The sequence below is a fragment of the Streptomyces abyssalis genome, assembly GCF_001751365.1.
Lineage (GTDB): Bacteria > Actinomycetota > Actinomycetes > Streptomycetales > Streptomycetaceae > Streptomyces > Streptomyces abyssalis.
This window is the reverse complement of record NZ_LJGT01000038.1, coordinates 181,839-200,840: the sequence shown is the minus strand read 5'-3', so window position 1 is coordinate 200,840 and position 19,002 is coordinate 181,839. Positions and strand designations below refer to the sequence as shown.

The 19,002-nt window shown below is 72.4% G+C and carries 16 protein-coding genes and 1 riboswitch; of the genes, 6 read left to right on the top strand and 10 right to left on the bottom strand.

What is annotated here, in order from left to right:
* Positions 1-918, bottom strand: coding sequence for a cobalamin-binding protein (locus AN215_RS08155; RefSeq protein ID WP_070013255.1), 918 nt, complete (start codon positions 916-918; stop codon positions 1-3).
* A 312-nt stretch (positions 919-1,230) separates the two neighbouring features.
* On the opposite strand from AN215_RS08155, the gene AN215_RS08150 reads away from it, so the two are divergent.
* Positions 1,231-1,617, top strand: coding sequence for a hypothetical protein (locus tag AN215_RS08150; RefSeq protein WP_070013256.1), 387 nt, complete (start codon positions 1,231-1,233; stop codon positions 1,615-1,617).
* A gap of 60 nt (positions 1,618-1,677) precedes the next feature.
* Here the strand turns inward: AN215_RS08150 and metE are convergent, their stop codons facing one another.
* A complete protein-coding gene (gene metE, locus AN215_RS08145) occupies positions 1,678-3,996 on the bottom strand; it encodes a 5-methyltetrahydropteroyltriglutamate--homocysteine S-methyltransferase (protein WP_070013257.1) in 2,319 nt (772 codons plus the stop codon).
* Between the two features lie 161 nt (positions 3,997-4,157).
* Positions 4,158-4,376: riboswitch (cobalamin riboswitch) on the bottom strand.
* A 177-nt stretch (positions 4,377-4,553) separates the two neighbouring features.
* Here metE and AN215_RS08140 point away from each other — a divergent pair.
* A complete protein-coding gene (locus AN215_RS08140) occupies positions 4,554-5,279 on the top strand; it encodes an SIP domain-containing protein (protein ID WP_070013258.1) in 726 nt (241 codons plus the stop codon).
* A 31-nt stretch (positions 5,280-5,310) separates the two neighbouring features.
* On the opposite strand, the gene AN215_RS08135 is transcribed toward AN215_RS08140, so the two are convergent.
* The 4 genes from AN215_RS08135 to AN215_RS08120 are packed head-to-tail and all read right to left on the bottom strand — an operon-like array spanning position 5,311 to position 11,404.
* Positions 5,311-6,543 (bottom strand): type III PLP-dependent enzyme, encoded by a 1,233-nt coding sequence (locus AN215_RS08135; RefSeq protein ID WP_070013259.1) that lies wholly within the window; start codon positions 6,541-6,543, stop codon positions 5,311-5,313.
* A complete protein-coding gene (locus AN215_RS08130; RefSeq protein ID WP_070013260.1) occupies positions 6,540-8,273 on the bottom strand; it encodes an IucA/IucC family protein in 1,734 nt (577 codons plus the stop codon). The genes AN215_RS08135 and AN215_RS08130 overlap by 4 nt, the downstream gene beginning before the upstream one ends.
* Positions 8,274-8,279: 6 nt before the next feature.
* On the bottom strand, positions 8,280-10,193 hold the full coding sequence (locus AN215_RS08125; protein ID WP_420856221.1) for an IucA/IucC family protein: 1,914 nt from the start codon (positions 10,191-10,193) through the stop codon (positions 8,280-8,282).
* Positions 10,190-11,404 (bottom strand): ATP-grasp domain-containing protein, encoded by a 1,215-nt coding sequence (locus AN215_RS08120; RefSeq protein ID WP_070013261.1) that lies wholly within the window; start codon positions 11,402-11,404, stop codon positions 10,190-10,192. The genes AN215_RS08125 and AN215_RS08120 overlap by 4 nt, the downstream gene beginning before the upstream one ends.
* 192 nt (positions 11,405-11,596) lie before the next feature.
* Between AN215_RS08120 and AN215_RS08115 the strand changes: the two genes are divergently transcribed.
* The 3 genes from AN215_RS08115 to AN215_RS08105 all read left to right on the top strand — a co-directional run bounded on the left by AN215_RS08115 (position 11,597) and on the right by AN215_RS08105 (position 14,409).
* Entirely contained in the window at positions 11,597-12,451 is an 855-nt protein-coding gene (locus AN215_RS08115; protein WP_070013262.1) for a (2Fe-2S)-binding protein, read from the top strand.
* Positions 12,452-12,751: 300 nt separating this feature from the next.
* Positions 12,752-13,675, top strand: coding sequence for a permease (locus tag AN215_RS08110; protein ID WP_070013902.1), 924 nt, complete (start codon positions 12,752-12,754; stop codon positions 13,673-13,675).
* Positions 13,672-14,409, top strand: coding sequence for a TIGR03943 family putative permease subunit (locus AN215_RS08105; RefSeq protein ID WP_070013263.1), 738 nt, complete (start codon positions 13,672-13,674; stop codon positions 14,407-14,409). Before AN215_RS08110 ends, AN215_RS08105 begins: the two co-directional genes overlap by 4 nt.
* A 112-nt stretch (positions 14,410-14,521) precedes the next feature.
* On the opposite strand, the gene AN215_RS08100 is transcribed toward AN215_RS08105, so the two are convergent.
* From AN215_RS08100 to AN215_RS08090, 3 genes are read right to left on the bottom strand one after another with little or no spacing between them, the layout of a single operon-like run.
* Entirely contained in the window at positions 14,522-14,821 is a 300-nt protein-coding gene (locus AN215_RS08100; protein ID WP_028437174.1) for a DUF1876 domain-containing protein, read from the bottom strand.
* Positions 14,822-14,845: 24 nt separating this feature from the next.
* The gene (locus tag AN215_RS08095) at positions 14,846-16,189 is read right to left on the bottom strand and encodes a nicotinate phosphoribosyltransferase (RefSeq protein ID WP_070013264.1); all 1,344 of its coding nucleotides are present in this window, start codon (positions 16,187-16,189) and stop codon (positions 14,846-14,848) included.
* A 52-nt stretch (positions 16,190-16,241) separates the two neighbouring features.
* On the bottom strand, positions 16,242-17,159 hold the full coding sequence (locus tag AN215_RS08090) for a universal stress protein (RefSeq protein WP_070013265.1): 918 nt from the start codon (positions 17,157-17,159) through the stop codon (positions 16,242-16,244).
* A gap of 242 nt (positions 17,160-17,401) precedes the next feature.
* Between AN215_RS08090 and AN215_RS08085 the strand changes: the two genes are divergently transcribed.
* Positions 17,402-18,502 (top strand): alcohol dehydrogenase catalytic domain-containing protein, encoded by a 1,101-nt coding sequence (locus tag AN215_RS08085; protein WP_070013266.1) that lies wholly within the window; start codon positions 17,402-17,404, stop codon positions 18,500-18,502.
* 27 nt (positions 18,503-18,529) lie between these two features.
* On the opposite strand, the gene AN215_RS08080 is transcribed toward AN215_RS08085, so the two are convergent.
* Positions 18,530-18,994 carry a cyclic nucleotide-binding domain-containing protein gene (locus AN215_RS08080; protein WP_070013267.1) on the bottom strand — a complete coding sequence of 155 codons (465 nt, stop codon included), beginning with the start codon at positions 18,992-18,994 and terminating at the stop codon, positions 18,530-18,532.
* Between the last annotated feature and the right edge of the window lie 8 nt (positions 18,995-19,002).

The window sequence follows — 19,002 nt, the reverse complement described above, 5'->3', positions numbered from 1 at the left end:
TCACACCGCTGTGCGCCGTGCCTCCGCGGAGGTGACCTCGGCGCCGGCGGTGACGCCGTGCAGGACGTGCGCGAGGATCTCGGCGCCCCGTACGACGCGTGGCCCCGGCCGGTTGAAGTACGCGGGGCCGTCCACGACCCACACCTGTCCGGCCCGTACCGCGGGCAGCTCGGCCCAGCCGGGCAGCCGCGTCAGCAACTCCCGCTCGGACTCGGTGCGTTCAGGGCTGAGCCCGCACGGCATGAGCAGTACGACGTCCGGCTTCGCGGCCCGCACCGTCTCCCAGTCGACCGGCTCGGTGTGCTCTCCGGGCTCGGCGAGCAGTGCCTCGCCTCCCGCGATCCGGATCTGCTCGGGGACCCAGTGGCCCGCGGGCCACAGCGGGTCGAGCCATTCGACGGCCGCCACCGTGGGCCGGGCCAGGCCCGAGACGGACTTCCGCACCCTCTCCAGCCGCTCGCGGAGCAACGACGTGCGGCGGGAGCCCTCGAGCGGCACGCCCAGCTCCCCGCCCATGCGCTCGACGCAGTCGAGTACGTCCGTCAGCGTACGGGGCTCCAGGCTCAGCACCGTCGGGCCGCTCTCCAGGGAGCGGACGGCACCGGCGACGCTGCTGTAGGAGACGGCGCACACGTCGCACAGCTCCTGCGTCAGCACGACGTCCGGGGCGAGTTCGCCCAGCTTCTCCGTGTCGAGCGCGTAGAGCGACGATCCGCCGTGTTCGGCGCCGCCGACGGCCTCGGAGATCTCCCGGCTGCCCATGAGGTCCGCGTCGAAGCCGGCCGACGTCACGACCGGTACGCCCGCCAGCGGGCCGGGCGGCCAGTCGCACTCGTGTGTACGCCCCACCAGGGCGTCGGTCAGGCCGAGTTCGGCCACGATGTCCGTTGCGGCGGGAAGCAGCGAGACGATGCGCATCCCGGAACCGTACTGCCCGGCGTAGTGGCATCCTCGGCCGCCGGCGGCTGCATTGCCCCACTAAACGGGGAATCCGCCGCACCTATCCCTGTGAAACGGGTGTGGAACTCTCGTAACCACTTCGGGGGGCATGCAACCACGCGACGCGGTCAGGGCGTGTTCCCCGGAGTGCCTGGGGACAGGGCAGAGGCCGCGCGGGTTCACGCGTAGCAGGAGGCGATGAGTCTCTCGGAGCAGAGAGACCGGCTCATCGCGTCCGCCACGCCTCGGCCCTGCTCCGCCAGGAATTCGTACCCCAGGGACCGGAGCGTAATGAGTCACGCCCACGCACCCGCCCCCACGAGCCATCGGCAGGGCGGTCCTCGTAAGGAATCGCCGTCGAAATGGACGGCGTTCGCCGTCCACACGGTCGCCGACATCGCAGCGGCTTTCGTGGCCCTGTGGATCGTTCTCCACCTGTCCGGCGCCGACAAGGCCAACTTGTTCGTCCAGTACGTGGAAGACATGGCGTACTGGATCGCCGGCTGGTCCCAGAACATCTCCGCAGCGCAGAACGAGCACCTGATCCTCGCCCTCAACTACGGCCTGCCCGCCCTCGTTTACCTCTTCATCGGACACGGCATCGCGGCGAGGACGAGACCCGGCCGCGTAACCGGAGAACGAGAGGGGCGCACCGCACGGCAACCCCTGGCCGGATGAGACCGGGGGCCGGGAGAGGGCAGCGTTCGCCGCTCTCCCGGCCCCCGGCCCGGGTGGGTGTCAGGACGCCGGCAGTTCCGCCCTCACCGTCGCGGCCGCCGCGACGAGGTTCTCCAGCGAGGTACGGGTCTCGGGCCAGCCGCGGGTCTTCAGGCCGCAGTCGGGATTGACCCACAGCCGCTCGGCCGGAATGGCCTCAAGTCCCTTGCGCAGGAGGGCCGCTGCCTCGTCGGCGCTCGGGACGCGCGGCGAGTGGATGTCGTAGACGCCGGGACCGGCTTCGCGCGGGTAGCCGTGTGCCGCCAGTTCGCGGGCCACCTGCATGTGCGACCGGGCCGCCTCCAGGCTGATGACGTCGGCGTCGATGTCGTCGATGGCCTGGATGATGTCGCCGAACTCGGCGTAGCACATGTGCGTGTGGATCTGCGTGGCCGGCCGCACGCCGCTCGTGCTGAGCCGGAAGGACTCCGTCGCCCACTCCAGGTAGGCGGGGCGGTTGGCGGCACGCAGCGGCAGGGTCTCGCGCAGCGCGGGCTCGTCGACCTGGATGACCGACGTGCCCGCCGCCTCCAGGTCCTGGACCTCGTCGCGCAGCGCGAGGGCGACCTGCCGGGCGGTGTCCCCGAGGGGCTGGTCGTCGCGGACGAACGACCAGGCCAGCATGGTGACCGGGCCGGTGAGCATGCCCTTGACCGGACGCTGCGTGAGCGACTGGGCGTACGTCGTCCAGGGCACGGTCATCGGCTCGGGGCGGGAGATGTCGCCCGCCAGGACCGGGGGCCGTACGTAGCGGGTGCCGTAGGACTGCACCCAGCCCTGCTGTGTGGCGAGGTAGCCGGTGAGCTGCTCGGCGAAGTACTGCACCATGTCGTTGCGTTCGGGCTCGCCGTGCACCAGGACGTCGATCCCGGCCTTCTCCTGGAAGGAGAGCACCTGCTGGATCTCGGTCTTGATGCGCTCCTCGTAGCCGGCGGTGTCGATCTTCCCCTTGCGCAAGTCGGCGCGGGCGGTGCGCAGTTCGGTGGTCTGCGGGAAGGAGCCGATCGTGGTCGTCGGCAGCAGCGGCAGCCCGAGGTGTTCCCGCTGGGCCTTCGCACGCTCGGTGTAGGGCTGGGAGCGGCGTCCGTCGGCGTCGGTGATCGCCCCTGCCCTGGCCCGTACGGCGGGGTCGTGGGTGATGGCCGATCCGGCGCGGGAGGCCAGGTCGGCCCGGTTGGCGGTGAGGTCCGCCGTGATCGAGTCGGTGCCGCCGCTGAGGCCCTTGGCGAGGACGGCGACCTCGTTGGCCTTCTGCCGGGCGAAGGCGAGCCAGCGCAGGATCTGCTGGTCGATGTCCCGCTCGGCGCCCGTGTCGATCGGTACGTGCAGCAGCGAGCAGGAAGCGGCCACGTCGACCCGGTCGGCGAGACCGAGCAGCGTGCCCAGCGTGGAGAGCGACTTCTCCAGGTCGTTGATCCAGATGTTGCGGCCGTTGACCACGCCGGCGACCAGGCGCTTGCCCTTGAGCCCGCCGGCCTTGGCCAGATCGTCGAGGTTCGCGGCGGCGGCCTCGGTGAAGTCGATCGCGAGGCCCTCCACGGGTGCCTTGGCCAGGACCGGCAGGGCCTCGCCGAGGCGGTCGAAGTACGAGGCGACCAGCAGCTTCGGACGGTCCTTGAGGGCCCCGAGGTCACGGTAGGCGCGGGACGCCGCGTTCAGTTCGGCGGCGGTGCGGTCCTGGACGAGGGCCGGCTCGTCGAGCTGGACCCATTCCGCCCCGGCCGCGCGCAGGTCCGCCAGGACCTCCCCGTAGACGGGCAGCAGCCTGTCGAGCAGTGTGAGCGGGTCGAAGTCGGCGGCGACACCCGGGGCGGGCTTGGACAGGAGCAGATACGTGACGGGGCCGACCAGGACGGGCCGCGGGGTGTGGCCGAGGGCGAGAGCTTCCTTGAACTCGGCGACCTGCTTGGTGCTGTCGGCGGTGAACTCTGTGCCGGGGCCGAGCTCGGGGACCAGGTAGTGGTAGTTGGTGTCGAACCACTTGGTCATCTCCAGCGGCGCCACATCCTGCGTGCCCCGTGCCATGGCGAAGAACCCGTCGAGGGCGTCCGCCGCGACGGCGGAGCGGTGGCGTTCAGGGACGGCGCCGACCATGACGCTGGTGTCCAGGACGTGGTCGTAGTAGGAGAAGTCCCCGGTCGGGACCTCGTCGATGCCGGCGTCGGCCAGCAGCTGCCAGTTGGAACGACGCAGGCCCGCCGCGGTCTCCCGGAGGGAGTCCGCGGTGACGCGGCCCTTCCAGTAGCCCTCGATGGCCTTCTTCAGTTCCCGGTTCTGGCCCTGACGGGGGAAGCCGTACACGGTGGGCCGTGCTGCCGCGGCTGCGGACTTCGCTGTCACGAACTCTCCTTCGCGAACGATTCGGACGTGCCCCGGTGAGGGAGGAGAGCGCGAAGGAAACACGGCACCGGACGGCAGGGCACACGGTCGTGTGCGGCTGTGCGTCTGGTGCTGTGGTCGCCGACCCGCCCTCGAGGTCACTGGGACACCGCACGTGAACGGTCACATGCGGGCAACGGGCAGGTCTTCGGACTCGCGGGCACGTCCGCTTCGAAGGCGGACGCCTACTGGCCGTCGCTTCCCGGGCCCGCTCGGGCCCAGTGCGTATGACGGCGTTCGTTCCCACTCACCGCTGCGGGGCAGTCCCGGAATTCCACCGGGTTCCCTCTTGCGACGTGCCTGCCTGGCGGGCAGGACGAACCAGCTGCGGTTTCAGACTAGGGCGGAAAGAGCCAGTACGGAACACCGCCCCTCGTCCGCCCTGCTCCCGGCGGTGCCGGTGCGGCCCAGCCCCGCTGTACGAACCGCTCGCCAAGTTGATTAGGTTAGGCTAACCTAATCAACTCGTACGGGAGTGATACGGCGCTTCCGGCCATCACGTGTCAGGGAGGCGACGCATGGCGCGGGTTCCGAAGGTTCTCGCCGACTACGCGGAGCGACGCGGGTTCACGACGAGCGTGACGTCCGTCGAACGCCCGTCTCCTTCGCTGCTGCGCGTCACCTTCCAGAGCCCCTCGCTCAAGTCCCGGAGTGTCTCGCCGTGCGACGTCACGGCGTTCCGCGTGCGCGGCAGCGAATTCCGCCACTACACACCCGAGTTGCACGACCCGGACGCCGGCACGGTCACCGTCCTCTTCCACCACCACGGCCGCACCGGTGCTCCCGGACTGGCCCTGATCGAATCGCTCGTGCCCGGCGAGGAGATCATCTGGTGCGGGCTGGAGTCGGCGAGAAGTTTCCGCTGGACCTCGCCGGGAGCGGCACTCGCCATGGGGGACGCGAGCACGCTCGGGCTGATGGCGGGGCTGACGGAACGGGCGAACGCGGAGGGTGCACGGCTGCTCGTCGCCGTCGAGACCGAACCGCCGGACTGCGACTACGTCCGCACGCTGCTCCCCGGCGCGGTCGTCCTGGCCGCGGGCGAGGAGCACGGCGCCGCGCTCGACGAGTGGCTGAGCGGTGCCGGCGAGCACGTCCGCGCTCTCGCGCCGCAGACCGTCTACCTCGCCGGGCACGGGGGCTCGATACAGCGGCAACGCGACGTGCTGCGCACGCGGTACGGCCTCGACAGACGTGCCGTCCGCACCCAGCCGTACTGGGCGACCGGCCGCACCGGACTCTGAACAGAGGACTTACGGACGCCCGCGCGGGCGTTCATCCGCCGGTGCCGGGCTCCGGCGGGTGCAGGAAGCGGAACCCGGGCGGGGGGTGCATCAGGAAGTCGTGGTGGGAGATGTTCCACGCATACGCGCCCGCCAGAGCGAACACCGCCCTGTCGCCCGCCCGGACCCCTGCTGCCGGCGCGCGCCGGGCCAGTACGTCCTTGGGGGTGCACAGCTGCCCGGTGAAGGTGACGCGGTCGTCCTGCGCGGCCGGACGGGGCAGCGAATGCGGCCAGCGCTCCACGGCGAGGACCTCGGCCGGCTGGTCGTGTCCCTTCGCCGCAGGCGTACGCAGATGGTGGGTGCCGCCGCGGACCACCGCGAAGTCCTCGCCCTTGCTGCGCTTCACATCCAGCACCTCGGTCGCGTACCAGCCGCAGTACGCCGTCAGCGCCCGCCCCGGCTCGATCCGCAGTACGGGGCCCGGGTACCGCTCGGCGATCCGGGCCATTCCCGTACCGAAGGCGGACCAGTCGAAGCGTGCCGCCGGGCGGGAGTAGTCGACGGCCATGCCGCCGCCGACCGTGAGTTCGCGCAGCCGGACGCCGCACCGCGCGGCGAGGGCGGAGGCCTCGGCGACGACCTCCTCGGTGAGCGCCAGCTGTGCGCCGGCGCCCAGACCGCTGGCCAGATGGGCGTGCAGGCCGGCCAGTTCCAGGCCGGGCAGCGAGCCGTCGCGGAACATCCGCAGGGCCTCGGCCGCCGCTGCCGGTTCCATGCCGAACGGGGTGGGACGGCCCCCCATGGCCAGGGCGCTGCCGGCCAGGGCGTCCGCGGTGACCGGCGGGTCGAAGCGGACCAGCACGCGTGGCCGTGCTGTCGTCCCCGTGTGGTGACGGGCGGTCAGCCGGGCGAGGAGCCGCAGTTCGTGGAGACTCTCCACGTGGAAGCGCCGCACACCGGCGGCCAGCGCCGACGCGATCTCCTCCGGCGTCTTGCCGGGGCCGCCGAAGGCGAGCGGCCGGTCGTGAACAGCGGCGCGTACGTGGGTGAGTTCACCGCCGGAGGAGACCTCGAACCCGTCCGTGTACGGTGCCAGCGCCCGCAGGATCTCCGCCTCCGGATTGGCCTTGGCCGCGTAGTACAGCTCCACCGGCTCCGGGAGGGCCGCGCGCACGGCGGCCGCGTGCTGCCGCAGCGCGCCCAGATCGTAGATGTAGCAGGGCAGTTCGTGGGGGGCGAGGGCAAGGGCCGCGTCCCGCACGGCAGGGGTGAGCAGGCTCAACTCGCGGGTTCCTCCGTCACGTTCGCGTCGGTCAGGGGGGAAGGCAGGCGGACGTAGCGGGCTTCGCGGTCGGGCGCGCGCTGCCAGCGCGTGAGCAGATTGGCCTTCGCGGGCAGTGCCTCGCCGGCGAGCAGCGACCGCAGCAGGGGCGGCTCGCCGAGGTTCGCGGCACACCGGGCGAGGGTGTCCCGTACACGCCGCCACAGGGCCGGCTCGGTGCCGGGGTGCAGGTCGGCGACCGCCGCCAGCGTCTCGGCGAGATGGTTGACGAACAGGCAGTAGACCACCCGGTCCCAGCCATGACGGACGTCGTAGGTGAGCATGCGGGCGACGTCCCCGGGCAGCGCGGCGAGCGCGTCGCGGTGCGTTCCCGTCACCAGTTTCGTGCCCTCCAGGTCCCGGAAGACCACCCGCACCGGCGCACCGTCCTCGTCGACGCAGACGACGACGTTCTGCAGGTGAGGTTCGAGGATCAGCCCGTGGACGAAGAACGCGGACAGCACCGGCGGCACGACGAGGTCCACGTACCTGCCCCACCAGTCGGTGGCGGCGGACGGGCCCGCCCCGTCCAGCAGCGCGGCGACGCGCCCCGGACCGGTGGGGTACTCGTCCGCAAGTGCGGCCGCCAGCAGGGGCGTTGCCCCGGCGGGCACATGAGGCCCGAGACCTTCCCGGACGATCACCCCGAAGCCTTCCAGCAGCGCCCGGTCCGCACTGCCGTCGGGGCCGCGCAGCGCGAGGCTGCGGTAGGCGGGTTCGCGGAGCACGACCGCGCCGGGGTGGCGCACGGCCATGTCGTCGAGCGTGGGCCCGAGCAGCCGGGTGAGGGCAACCGCCCCGGCGAGTTCGTAATGGGCGTTCTTCCGCAGGCAGTTGGTGATCCGTACGTCGAGGCTGAACTTCAGGAACGCGGTGCCGTCGTGGACGGTACGGACCGACGCGGTCGGGGTGACGGGGGGGCCTCCGGTGCCGAGGTCGAGCACATCACCGCGCGCCACGGCGGACGCGAAGCCCGGGTGCCGGTGCAGCAGCCGGAACTGCCATGGGTGTGCGGGCAGCAGCTTGAACCCGGCGGGGGCCTCTCCGGCCCGGTCCAGCGGTGTGAGCGCACCAGGTTCCGCGGATTCCTGTACGACGAAGTCCTCACGCACGGCGAGCAGTCGGAGCGGGAAGCGGGCGCCCTCCTCGGGCGCGTACGCAGCCCAGGTCGCGGGGTCCGCACCATGCGCCTTGGGGGTGGGGTGGAACCGGTGGCCGAGGAGCAGCGACTGCTCGCTGCCGAGATAGGCGGCAAGCCACCCGCCGGTGCGCGGCGGACGGCACGGCGGCGTACGGGGGCGGGCGAGCGCGCTGCTGACGGCCCGGTGGCTCGCCGCGACCTGGCCGAGGAACTCGTCGTTGCGGGTGCCGGTGCGCAGTGAGAGCTCGGCGTGCACCAATGCGGCCAGCCGTCGCCAGCCGATCCGCGTCCACCCCTTGGGCTTGTGTTCCTGCACGGGGCCGGTGAAGCGATGGGCGCCGGTCAGGGACGTGCGGCGCAGCGCCACCCGCAGTCCGGCACCTGTGAACGGGAATCGCAGCAGAAGGCGGCCGTCGGTGATCCTCCGTGTCTCCTCGTCCGTCATCTCGCGCAGCACGCAGTTGAGGAGGGTGTGGACGACCGCCTCGTCGGCGCTCGGCAGCACGGCGGGGGCGGGAACCGGCGGCTGGGCGGTGGTGGTGCCGGACATGGGTGGTCAAGCCTTCCGCAACAGGTAGTTGGGGCCAGTGGTGTAGTGCTTGTTGATGTCGGCGGCGCCGGACCGTGCCTTCGTCAGGAGCGTTCCGGCCGTGACCATGGCTTTGACGGGCAGTTCGGGCGCCTCCAGCACTTCGGAACGCAGCACGGCGGCCGCCGTACGGTGCGCTGCGGCGAGCCGCTCCACGGCTTCGGCCAGCCGCCTGCGTACGAGGCCGGTCAGGGCTCCGCGCGCGGAGGAAGTCCCCAGGCCGGGGCTGAACGCCCATGCGCCCGCGCACAGATGCACGGTGACGGTGGTGAACAGGTCGGTGACCGGTCCGTCCTCGGTGACGCAGATGCGCGGGTCGTCGAAGCCGAGGCGCCCGTGGCCGACGCCGGGGAGTGCGCGGCGCAGCCGGACGGTGTTGACGCGTGGTCCGTCGTTGTCCTTGAAGAGCAGCCGCGGGCCGGGGCCGCCGGAGCCTCCGAGGACGAGGGAGACGTTCTGCTGGTGGGACTCCAGGGCGATGCCGTAACCGAAGAGTGTGGTCTGCCAGTCCAGCAGGAGCGTCAGCAGCGCGTCGAGGAGGGCGGCGACGTCGCCGCCGTGGAAGCGGTCGGCGAGCGAGCCGATGACCGGGCGGCCGTCCGGGCCCGGGGCCGCCAGCGCGGCCAGCGGTACGACGACGCAGTCGTCCAGGACCGGCGGCAGGCGGCGGACCAGCACGGACATCAGTTCATGACCCGCTGACGCGTAGCGGGTCTCGTCGGCGAGCAGCACCCGGCCGCGGAACCGCGGTTCCCGCTCGATGACCCGTTCCAGCAGCCTCTGGCAGGCGGCTCCGTCGCGCAGCGTGCCCGGCCGTATCGAGCGCCGGTTCAGCAGGCCCAGCGTGGAGGTGGGCAGGGGCAGTTTGAGGTGGGTCCCGGGGTGACCGGCCAGGGCGACGGTCCGCATCGACAGGGTGGGGACCGCCTCCAGATACGGCTGCTCCAGCAGGGTGGCCCGCCCGCGCAGGCCGGCCGCGTCCAGGGCCTCTTCGAGCGGCCGTCCGGCGGTGGCGGGATGCACCGGCAGCAGCACATGGCTTCGCGTCCGTTCGCGGGGGAGTTCCCCCTCACCCGGGCCGCACGGACCGGGGCCGCCCGGAACGGTGCCGCCCGGAACGGGCAGCACGGGACCCGGGACCGGACCGCCCGCTGCTCCACGGCCCGCTGCTCCGCCGCCTGCCACGGTGACGTCCTCCGCGGGCAGGGCGAGCCACCGCAGCCGGAACTCCGGATGGAACTCCGGTGCCCAGGACCGCAGTTGATGTGCCGTCATGCCGGGCCGCGCCCGGGAAGCGGGATACACGGGGTGGTCCGTGCGGGCCGCGAGAGCGTCGAAGGCGAGTGACGCGGCAAGACCCTGCCAGTGCGCGGGATCCGCACCGTGGCGGGCCGTGACGTGTGCGTGAAGCTCGTCGCGGGTCGCGGCGTGCAGCCGGCGGGCCAGCAGGTCCGCGCGGCACTCGGCTGCGAAGGCGTCGAAGCCGCGCCGGTCGGCGGGGTCGGCCATGGCGGAGAGTGCCGTGAGCACGTCGGTGACCGTCGTCAGGTCGGTGCCCTCCGGCTCCCGGCGCAGCAGCGGCAGACGGGCCGCCATCGTGCACTGGAACCCGTCGTCGCGTACGGGCAGCAGCAGGGCACGCCTCCCGCCCGCGGCGAGCCGCAGCCAGCGGCCGTCCGCGGCACCGATCACGGCGGAGCGGGTGCGCAGGCCGGCGACGTCCTCGCGCAGGAGTGCGCTCAGCACCCGCAGCAGCAGCTCCCGTTCGGCCGGACAGTCGCTGAGCACGGGCGCGGGCGCCGCCGGGGCCGCAAGATCCGCCGGGATCGCCGGTGCCGTCGGGGCGGGTCCCGGAGTCAGGGGCCCGGGACCTGTGCTCACGGGGTGATCTCCCACCGCTGCGCGGCGAGGAACTCCTCGGCGGCGCGGTCCACGGCGTGCTGGTCGGTGCCGGTGGTCCGCAGGACACCCAGGTAGTCGCGGTTGGTGTCGTAGAGGTCGTGGCGCTCTCCCACGGCACGCAGCGGCCGGTAGGCCAGCCGCACTTCTCCTTCCCGTACGTCACAGGCGCGGGGCGCGGCGGTGAGGGTGCCCCCTCGGTCGGCGCACGGATAGTCGATCCGTGCCGCCCCGGCTGTCCGTGCGACCGGCTCCGGCGGCAGCGGAACACCCAGGTGGGCATCGAGTACGTACTCGAAGAGCGGGATGTCGAGCAGGTCCGCGAGCAGCAGATCGCCCTGGTCGCCCACGGCGCGGTAGTTGACCTCGATGATCCGGGCGCGGCCGCCGTCGCCGGTCACGAACTCGGTGTGACAGGCACCGAGCCCGACGCCGAGCACGCCGAGCTGGGCGAGGACCGATTCCCTCACCGGCGCGGGATGCCGGTGGACGTACGTCATCTGCCGCTCGACGAAGCAGGGCGGCGGGGACAGACGGGTGCGGAAGCCACCGAGGTCGTGCAGACGGTCCCCGTCCCCAAGGGTCTCGAGGGTGTGCAGCTCGCCGGGGAGGTACTCCTCCACCACCAGTGCGGCACCCGGGCGCCGCTCCCTGATCTCCGCGCACCGCCGGGCCAGTTCCGCGGTGCTGCCGGCCAGGAAGACGTCCTCACTGGCCACGCCCTCGCGCGGCTTGACGACGCAGGGGAACGGAACCTCCAGCGCCCGCAGACGGGACGACAGCTCGTCCCCGGCGGTGATCTCGGCGGCCCATACGGTGTCGGCGCCTGCCGCGGCGAGGTGCCTGCGCATTTCGGCCTTGTCCTTGGTCCGTAACGCGGCGCGCCAGTCCTTGGCCGGCAGCCCGAAGTAGTCGGCGGCCAGCGCGGCCTGCATCTGCAGATGGTCGCTGTTGGTGAAGACCGCGTCGGGAGAGCGGTGACCGGAGATCCGGGCGATCACCGAGGCGACGTCCCTCACGTCGCAGCCCAGCACCTCGACGGGGGCGGTTCCGGGACCGTCCGGGAGGGAACCGGTGTGCTCTTCGGGACGGTCGGTGAGCAGCGTGACACGCAGGCCCCGCCGCCGGGCAGCCGGCAGGAAGCCGCAGGTGACCGAGTCGGTCGGGTTCAGGGCGAGCAGGTACAGCTGCATGTCGGAACCCTTCCGGCGCTGTTCGACGCGAGCCGGAGCCGAGCTTAAGTTAGGTAATCCTAAATTTGCCAACTCGCCGGGAGGCGGGGAGGGTTCACGCAGGACCGTGTGAGTAAGGTTCGCCTTACCTGGTGGCGCAGCATGCTCGCACACCGCTGCCGTCAAGACCGGTCAGAACCGCGAGGAGCCCCGTTGAACCTGGCCCCGGCGTCGGCCTCCGCACGAGGCGTCGAGAGCTGCTGCACCCTGCTCACCGAGACCTACACGCGCCTGAGCGCGCTGAGCCCCACGCTCGGCCTTCACATCGTGCCCGCCCCTTCCGGGATCGGGCAGGACTGGGCCGCGCTCGGTGAACTGGCCCGTCACCCGCAGATCCTCGACGTTCTGCTGGAGGCGGAGACGGCACGCCACACCGGCCGTTACGGGACCGCGCAGCGCCCCGACGTCGTGGCCTCCCGCGTGCTGCACCGCCTCCTGTGGTCCACCTGTCTGCTGCTGAGCGGGCCCTGGTATCTGCAGCGCAGAGTGCCGCGTCTGCGCCCGCAGGATGTCCGGATCAGCCGCCGGGACGAAGCCTGCCAAGTCGTGCCGGGGGGCTTCGCATGCCTGCCGGACGATCCCGCGGCCTCGCTCCCCGGCGCGGTCGTCCTGCCGGACCAGGGGGCCCTCGACCAGGAGCTCCGCACCGCCGCCTCCGACCAGGCACGGCTCCTGATCGCGGCGCTCGGCCCCCGGCTCCGGCGCGGGCCGAGGGCGCTGTGGGGCATGGCCGAGGACGATCTCGTCGCCGGCATCTGGCATCTCGGCCGCGCGACAGGGGACGAGGAGAAGGCCGTCGCCGCGGCCGGCGAACTGCTGCCCGCTCCGGTCCCGCCGTTCCCCGCGGGCGCCGGCTTCCGCCGCCTGCACGGCGGCGACGGCACTTCGTACCCGACGCGTACCCGTACCGGATGCTGCCTCTTCTACGCGATCTCGCCCGGCGAGGCGTGCGCCACCTGCCCGCGCACCGGGGACGCGGACCGGCTGGCGCGCATCGGCGCCGGATAGCCCGGTCCCGCGGGCCCTTGCGGGCAGCGGGCCTTCGGCCGTGCCCGTGCTGCCTGATCAGGCTGTTGAAGGACACGGGGACGAGCCTCCCGCTACGCTGACGGCCGCGCCGCAGACCGATCCCGGCGACGGCGGCGCGCACGCCATACCGGAGGTACCTCACCAGTGCCGACCAGCGAAACAGCGCCGCCCCGCGCCGACGGCGGCGGCCAAGGCGGTGACCACGGCGGCGACCACGGCGCCGCGGAGGCCCGCGGCGCGGAGGGCCAGGGAAGCCGGCGGGTCAGCTCGTCCCTCGTACTGACCGTGGTGCTGCTCCTGGTGATGCTGCTGCAGGCTCCGATCGGCCGGGCGCTGTCCGCGCCGCTGATGCAGAGCTGGATGACGGTGTTCGTCGCGATCGTGGTCCAGGCGCTGCCGTTCCTGGTCCTCGGGGTGCTGCTGTCGGCGGCGATCGCGGTCTTCGTTCCCGCGTCCTTCTTCGTACGGGCGCTGCCGAAGCGGCCCGCCCTGGCGGTGCCGGTGGCCGGGGTGGGCGGTGTGGTTCTGCCCGGCTGCGAGTGCGCTTCCGTGCCGGTGGCGGGGGCGCTCGTACGGCGGGGCGTCACTCCCGCCGCGGCGCTGACGTTCCTGCTGTCCGCTCCCGCGATCAACCCGATCGTGCTGACCGCCACCGCCGTGGCGTTCCCCGGCGATCCCGAGATGGTCCTGGCCCGCTTCGTGGCGAGTCTGCTGGTGGCCTGCGCGATGGGCTGGCTCTGGCAGCGACTGGGCCGTACCGAGTGGATGCGTCCACCGGCCCGCCCCGCTTTCGACGGCCTCGGCAAGGGGGCCGCCTTCTGGGGATCGGTACGGCACGACGTGATGCACGCCGGCGGCTTCCTCGTCGTCGGTGCGATGGCCGCGGCGACGCTCAAGTCCGTGGTGCCGGAGAGCTGGCTGCAGGCGGCTGCCGGCAATCCCGTGGTGTCGGTGCTCGTCCTCGGGCTCCTCGCGGTGCTGTTGTCGATCTGTTCCGAGGCCGACGCGTTCGTCGCGGCCTCCTTGACCCAGTTCTCGCTCACCGCGCGGCTGGCGTTCCTGGTCGTCGGACCGATGATCGACCTGAAGCTCTTCGCCATGCAGGCGGCCACGTTCGGCCGCGGGTTCGCGCTGCGTTTCGCTCCCGTCACCTTCGCGCTGGCAATCGCGGTGTCGGCCCTTGCCGGGGCGGTGCTGCTGTGAACCGGCAGGCGCAGGCCGCGGTGCTGTTCCTCATAGGCGTGGCCGTGCTGCGCGCCAGCTTCACCGATCTCTACCTGCGCTATGTGAAGGCCGAGTTGCGGCCGCTGCTGATGGTCGCGGGAGCCGTCCTGATCGTCGCCGCCCTCGCCACCGTCTGGTACGAACTGAGAGCGCTGCGGGCGGCGCGGAACGGTGCGGCCGAGGGTCACGGGAGCAGCGGGCATGACGGCCACGGACACCGGGAGCCGCGGGTCTCGTGGCTCCTCGTTCTGCCGCTGCTGGCGCTGATCCTGGTCGCCCCGCCCGCTCCCGGCTCCTACAGCGCCATGCGCGCCGGTACGGCCCTCAAGCCGCTCCCCGCCTTCCCCGAACTCCCCGCCGGCGGCACCCTCCGGCTGGGTGTCGGCGACTACGCCGGGCGCGCCGCCTACGACGACGGACGCAACCTCCGCGACCGGCGGATCAAGATGACAGGCTTCGTCGCCCTCGACCGCGGCGGCGCACCTCACCTGACGCGCATGACCCTCAACTGCTGCGCCGCGGACGCCCAGCCCGTCAAGGTCCGGCTCTCGGGACGGCTTCCTCCGACCCTGCAGCCGGACACGTGGCTGGAGGTCACGGGCACCTACAGCAGCAAGCGGGCCAAGGACCCCGTCAACGGCGGAGTCATACCGTTCTTCGACGTCACCCGGGCCGCACCGGTCAAGCCCCCGTCCGACGAGTACGAAGGCTGAGCGGGCACTCCACGGCCGCGGGCCGCCCCGCAGTTGCCGGGCTCTCCGCGGAACCGCCGGCTCCGGCAGGGACCGGCCGGGCAGCCGCCCAGCGCGTCACAGGGTCACGTCGTCACAGGGTCACGTCGGGCCAGCCGAAGGCGGCACGCGCCTTGGGCGGCAGCGGCCCGGCGCCCACGCCCTGCAGGTCGCGGTCGGCGGCGCGCATCATCTGCCGGCCGAGCTCGGCCATGGCGCGGCTGGCGGCGAGTTCGTCACCGATCTCCGGGATGTCCACGTCCTCGGGATTGCAGCGCGCGACGCCTCTGCCGGTGAGCGTCGTCTCGCCGGTGTCGAGTACCGCACGCGCGGTCGTCGTGCCCTCGTCCTCGTAGAGGAAGATCCGTACGTTCCATTCGCGTGTGTTCGGCATGGTGACCTCCTGGGTGTCGGGCCGTCAGACCCGCTGCGGAGCGAGGATCTCGCTCTCGATCCGGTGACGGACCTGGTCGGACAGTGCCTTCAACCGGTCGGAGAAGGCAGGTCGTGGTGCCGTGGGCCCGGTGATCCGCCGCGCCTCGGGCGGCAGTTGGGCGAGGTCGGCGGTGAACCGTTCCCGTGCCTCCCGCAGCGGCGGTGCCTCGCTGACGCGCCGTCCGTTCCGCATCACGGGGCGCATCAGGGGCCGTTCGCCGGAACCGGGCTGCTCGGACCGCAGGGCGATCACGTCCGAGCAGCCGTGGCTGCGGAAGATCTGCTTCGCTCCGGGTGCGGTGGTCTTCGCCGAGGACAGCTTCATGACGGGGCGTCCGCCGTAGGCGACCAGCTTGTACGCGGAGTCCAGGTAGGGCGCGTCGGCCGAGACGCCCATCCGCGTGCCCACGGCGTAGACGTCGATCGGTGCGCCCGCGCGCACCAGCCGGTCCACGGCGTACTCGTCGAGCCCGCCGCTCGCCACGATCAGTACGTCCGTCAGGCCAGCCGAGTCCAGGATCCGCCGCGCCCGTACCGCCTGCTCGCCCAGGTTGCCGCTGTCCAGCCGTACCGCCGAACCGGCGGCCGTCCCATGGGACTTGAGCACCCGGGCCGCGGTGCGCACGCCCGCGTCCGTGTCGTAGGTGTCGACGAGGAACGTCACGGGGTGGTCCGGATGGGCGCGCGCGAAGGCGCGGAAGGCGCCCTCCTCCGAGGAGAACGCCTCCACGTAGGAGTGGGCCATCGTGCCGATCGCGGGCAGCCCGAGCGACGCGGCGGCGTCCACGTTGCTGGTGCCCGCGAAGCCCACGACGGCGCCCGTCCGCGCGGCCTCGTATCCCGCCGCGAGCCCGTGGGTCCTGCGCATCGAGAAGTCCATGACGGGACGTGCCTCCGCGGCGAGCACGCACCGCGCCGCCTTGGAGGCGACGGCCGTCTGGTGGTTGACCAGATTGAGCAGGTACGTCTCGACGAGCTGGGCGACGGGCAGCGGCGCGGTGACCTCCAGCAGCGGCTCGTTCGCGAAGACGACGGTGCCTTCGGGGACGGCGCGCACCTCGCCCTTGAAGGCCGTTCCGAGCAGCGGCACCAGGTCGCGGGCGGGACGGCCGAGAGCCTTGCCGAAGGAGTCCAGGTCCTCGGGTCCGATGCGGAAGCCGCTGAGGTAGTCCAGCGCGGGTTCGAGCCCGGCGGCGACGAGGAAGCCGCGCTCGGGCGGCAGGTCGCGCACGAAGAGGCTGAAGGTCGCGGGCTCCGTCATCCCCTCGCGTACGTAGGACATGGCCATCGTCAGCTCGTACAGGTCCGTCTTCCTCGCCTCGGACATCTGTGAGCACCTCCTGGGGGTACGGGCGGTGGGCCGTGCGGCCGCGCCCGTCTCAGTCGTGCGGCACGACCGCGACCGGCGTACGTGCGTGGTGCATGACGGAGTGGGCGACGGTGCCCACATGTGTGCCGAGCCGCGAGCGCCGGTTGCGGCGGCCCACGATCAGCATCGACGCCTGCGCGCCAGCCTCGACCAGCAGCCGCGAGGGCTGCCCGATGACGGCGTCGGCCTGCACCTTGACGTCGGGCTGCGCGTCCTGCCACGGGCGCAGTGCCGCGGCGAGCGCCTGGTTCTGGGCGGCGAGCAGCTCGTTGGTCATCGCGGGCGGCACGGGCAGTGGCCGCATGCCGTACGTAGGGGGGAGGTCCCAGGCGTGCACGACGCGCAGCGGCGCCGAGTGGCGTGCCGCGGCGTCGAAGGCGAAGGCGATGAGTTCGTCGCAGGGGCGGCCGAGGTCGAGGCCGAGCACGATGTCGCCGCCGGGGGTCTCGGACGCGGGGTAGCCGGCGCCGGATACGGGGCCGGCGTGGGCTTCGCCGCCGTCCTTGCCGTGGGGACGGGCGCGTACGAGGACGACGGGGCACACGGTGTGCGCGACCGTGGGCAGCGCCGTCGAGCCGACGATGAAGCCGAGCAGGGTGCCGAGGCCGCGTGAGCCGAGCACGAGCAGATCGGTCTCGGCGGAGGCGTCCGCCAGAACGTGGGCCGGGCGCCCGGCGACCATGTCGACCGTGACGGCCAGTTCGGGCATCCGGGCGTTGAGATCGTCGAGGGCTTCGTTCGTGATCGTCTGTGCCCATTCCCGTTCGACTTCGTCGTCCGCTATGGGCGAGTAGGGATACGCACCTGTCTCCCGGACCTGGATGAGCTGCAGCGTGACCCCCCGTGCGAGCGCCTCCCGGGCCGCCCAGTCGACGGCGGCCAGGCTCTCGCGCGTGCCGTCCAGGCCCACCGTGACGTACTGGAACATTGGCGTTCTCCCTCCAGGGCCGGGGCCCCGCACGCCGCGTGCGTCCTCAGTCAAAGCCTCCTGCGGGCGGGCGGCACGACCGAGGGGCCGGGCGGACCAGAGGAAGGGGCCGAAGGTCCCTGTACGGGCGCGGGGCACCGGGGGCCAGGCTGGTTCCAGGGTCCCGGGGTGCGCGTACGCACGGACCGGTCCGGGACAAGGGGGCCGAGAAGGGGGCGGAGGGACACGGGAGGAGCGTGGCCATGAAGGCGCTGGTCTTTCACGAGCCAGGCGGTGCCGCCTGGGAGAGCGTCGCCGACCCGGACGTCCAGGACTCCCAGGACGTCGTCGTACGGGTGGAGACCACCACCCTCTGCGGGACGGACCTGCACATACTGAACGGCGACGTCCCGGCGGTGCGGCCCGGCACGGTCCTGGGACACGAGGCAGTCGGCGAAGTGGTCGAGGCGGGCCGCGACGTGCGGACGGTGCGTCCCGGCGACCGCGTCCTGGTCCCCTGCATCACCGCCTGCGGCCGCTGCCGTTACTGCCGCGAGGGCTCCTACGGACAGTGCCGCGGCGGCGGTGGCTGGATTCTCGGGCACCTCATCGACGGCACGCAGGCGGAGTACGTACGCGTGCCCTTCGCCGATCATTCACTGCACCTGCTGCCGGGCGGCATCGACAGCCAGGACGCGGTGCTGTTCGCCGACGTCTATCCCACCGGCTACGAGGTCGGCGTGCTGAACGGGCAGGTAGGTCCCGGAGACACCGTCGTCGTGGTCGGGGCCGGGCCCGTCGGGCTCGCCGCGATCGCCACGGCGCGGTTGTACTCGCCGGACAGGGTCGTCGCCGTCGATCTGACCGCGGGGCGGCTGGAGGCGGCGGGCCGTTTCGGCGCGGACGCGAAGGTGCTCGCCGCGGACAAGCCCGAACAGCTCGTGGAGGACCTCACGGACGGTCTGGGCGCGGACGTGACGATCGAAGCGGTCGGTGCGCCGGAGACGTTCGAGATGTGCACGCGCATGGTGCGGCCCGGCGGCCACGTCGCCAACGTCGGCGTGCACGGCAAGCCCGCGGCCCTGCACCTGGAGGATCTGTGGATCAAGGATCTGACGATCCGGATGGGCCTGGTCGACACCTCCTCCACACCGATGCTGCTGAGCATGCTCGCGGCGGGACGGCTGCCGGCGTCCTCGATGATCACGCACGTCTTCGAACTGGCGGCGGTCGAGGAGGCGTACGAGGTGTTCGCGGGCGCGGCGGAGACCGGCGCTCTGAAGATCGCGCTCAAGGGGGAGCAGATCTACCGGGCGGACAGCTCCTCGCTGGTGACCCTGGCCGGCAGCCGGGCGGTCGGCTGAGACGGGGGCGGAGCGGGCCGGGGGCGGTCAGTCGCCGGGTGCCGTGCCCAGCGGTCCGTACAGGTCGAGCAGCCTGGTGCGGGCCGCGTGCAGACGCCGCGCGACGATCCCGGCGACCTGGTGGTAGAGCGCCCGCCCGAGCACGGCGTCCTCCTCGCACAGCGCCCGTACTTCCTTCGCGTCGAACTCCAGCGCCCGCACCGGTGCGAACGCGGAAGCGCCCAGGTGCCAGACGTACGGCGGGAAGAGCCAGGACCAGCCGAGCAGATCGTCCGTCCCGAGCGTCTCGACGGTGGCGGCGCGGCGTCCGGGGACGTGGATGTCGAGCGTGACGGAGCCGCTGCGGATGATCCAGAACCTGTCCGCCGGGCGGCCCTCCTCGAAGATGCGCGTGCCGCCGGGGAAGTGCGCCTGTCCGCCCAGCTGGAGGAGCCGGTCGCGGCCCTCGGGCGGCAGCGCGCTGATCAGCCGCGGATGTGCAGTGGTGGACATGGGTTCAC

What these genes read in the sequence shown, in the direction of transcription:
- AN215_RS08155 (WP_070013255.1), bottom strand. Translation starts at nt 918, where the DNA reads ATGCGCATCGTCTCGCTGCTTCCCGCCGCAACGGACATCGTGGCCGAA.
- AN215_RS08150 (WP_070013256.1), top strand. Translation starts at nt 1,231, where the DNA reads ATGAGTCACGCCCACGCACCCGCCCCCACGAGCCATCGGCAGGGCGGT.
- AN215_RS08140 (WP_070013258.1), top strand. Translation starts at nt 4,554, where the DNA reads ATGGCGCGGGTTCCGAAGGTTCTCGCCGACTACGCGGAGCGACGCGGG.
- AN215_RS08130 (WP_070013260.1), bottom strand. Translation starts at nt 8,273, where the DNA reads ATGTCCGGCACCACCACCGCCCAGCCGCCGGTTCCCGCCCCCGCCGTG.
- AN215_RS08120 (WP_070013261.1), bottom strand. Translation starts at nt 11,404, where the DNA reads ATGCAGCTGTACCTGCTCGCCCTGAACCCGACCGACTCGGTCACCTGC.
- AN215_RS08100 (WP_028437174.1), bottom strand. Translation starts at nt 14,821, where the DNA reads ATGCCGAACACACGCGAATGGAACGTACGGATCTTCCTCTACGAGGAC.
- AN215_RS08095 (WP_070013264.1), bottom strand. Translation starts at nt 16,189, where the DNA reads ATGTCCGAGGCGAGGAAGACGGACCTGTACGAGCTGACGATGGCCATG.
- AN215_RS08090 (WP_070013265.1), bottom strand. Translation starts at nt 17,159, where the DNA reads ATGTTCCAGTACGTCACGGTGGGCCTGGACGGCACGCGCGAGAGCCTG.
- AN215_RS08085 (WP_070013266.1), top strand. Translation starts at nt 17,402, where the DNA reads ATGAAGGCGCTGGTCTTTCACGAGCCAGGCGGTGCCGCCTGGGAGAGC.
- AN215_RS08080 (WP_070013267.1), bottom strand. Translation starts at nt 18,994, where the DNA reads ATGTCCACCACTGCACATCCGCGGCTGATCAGCGCGCTGCCGCCCGAG.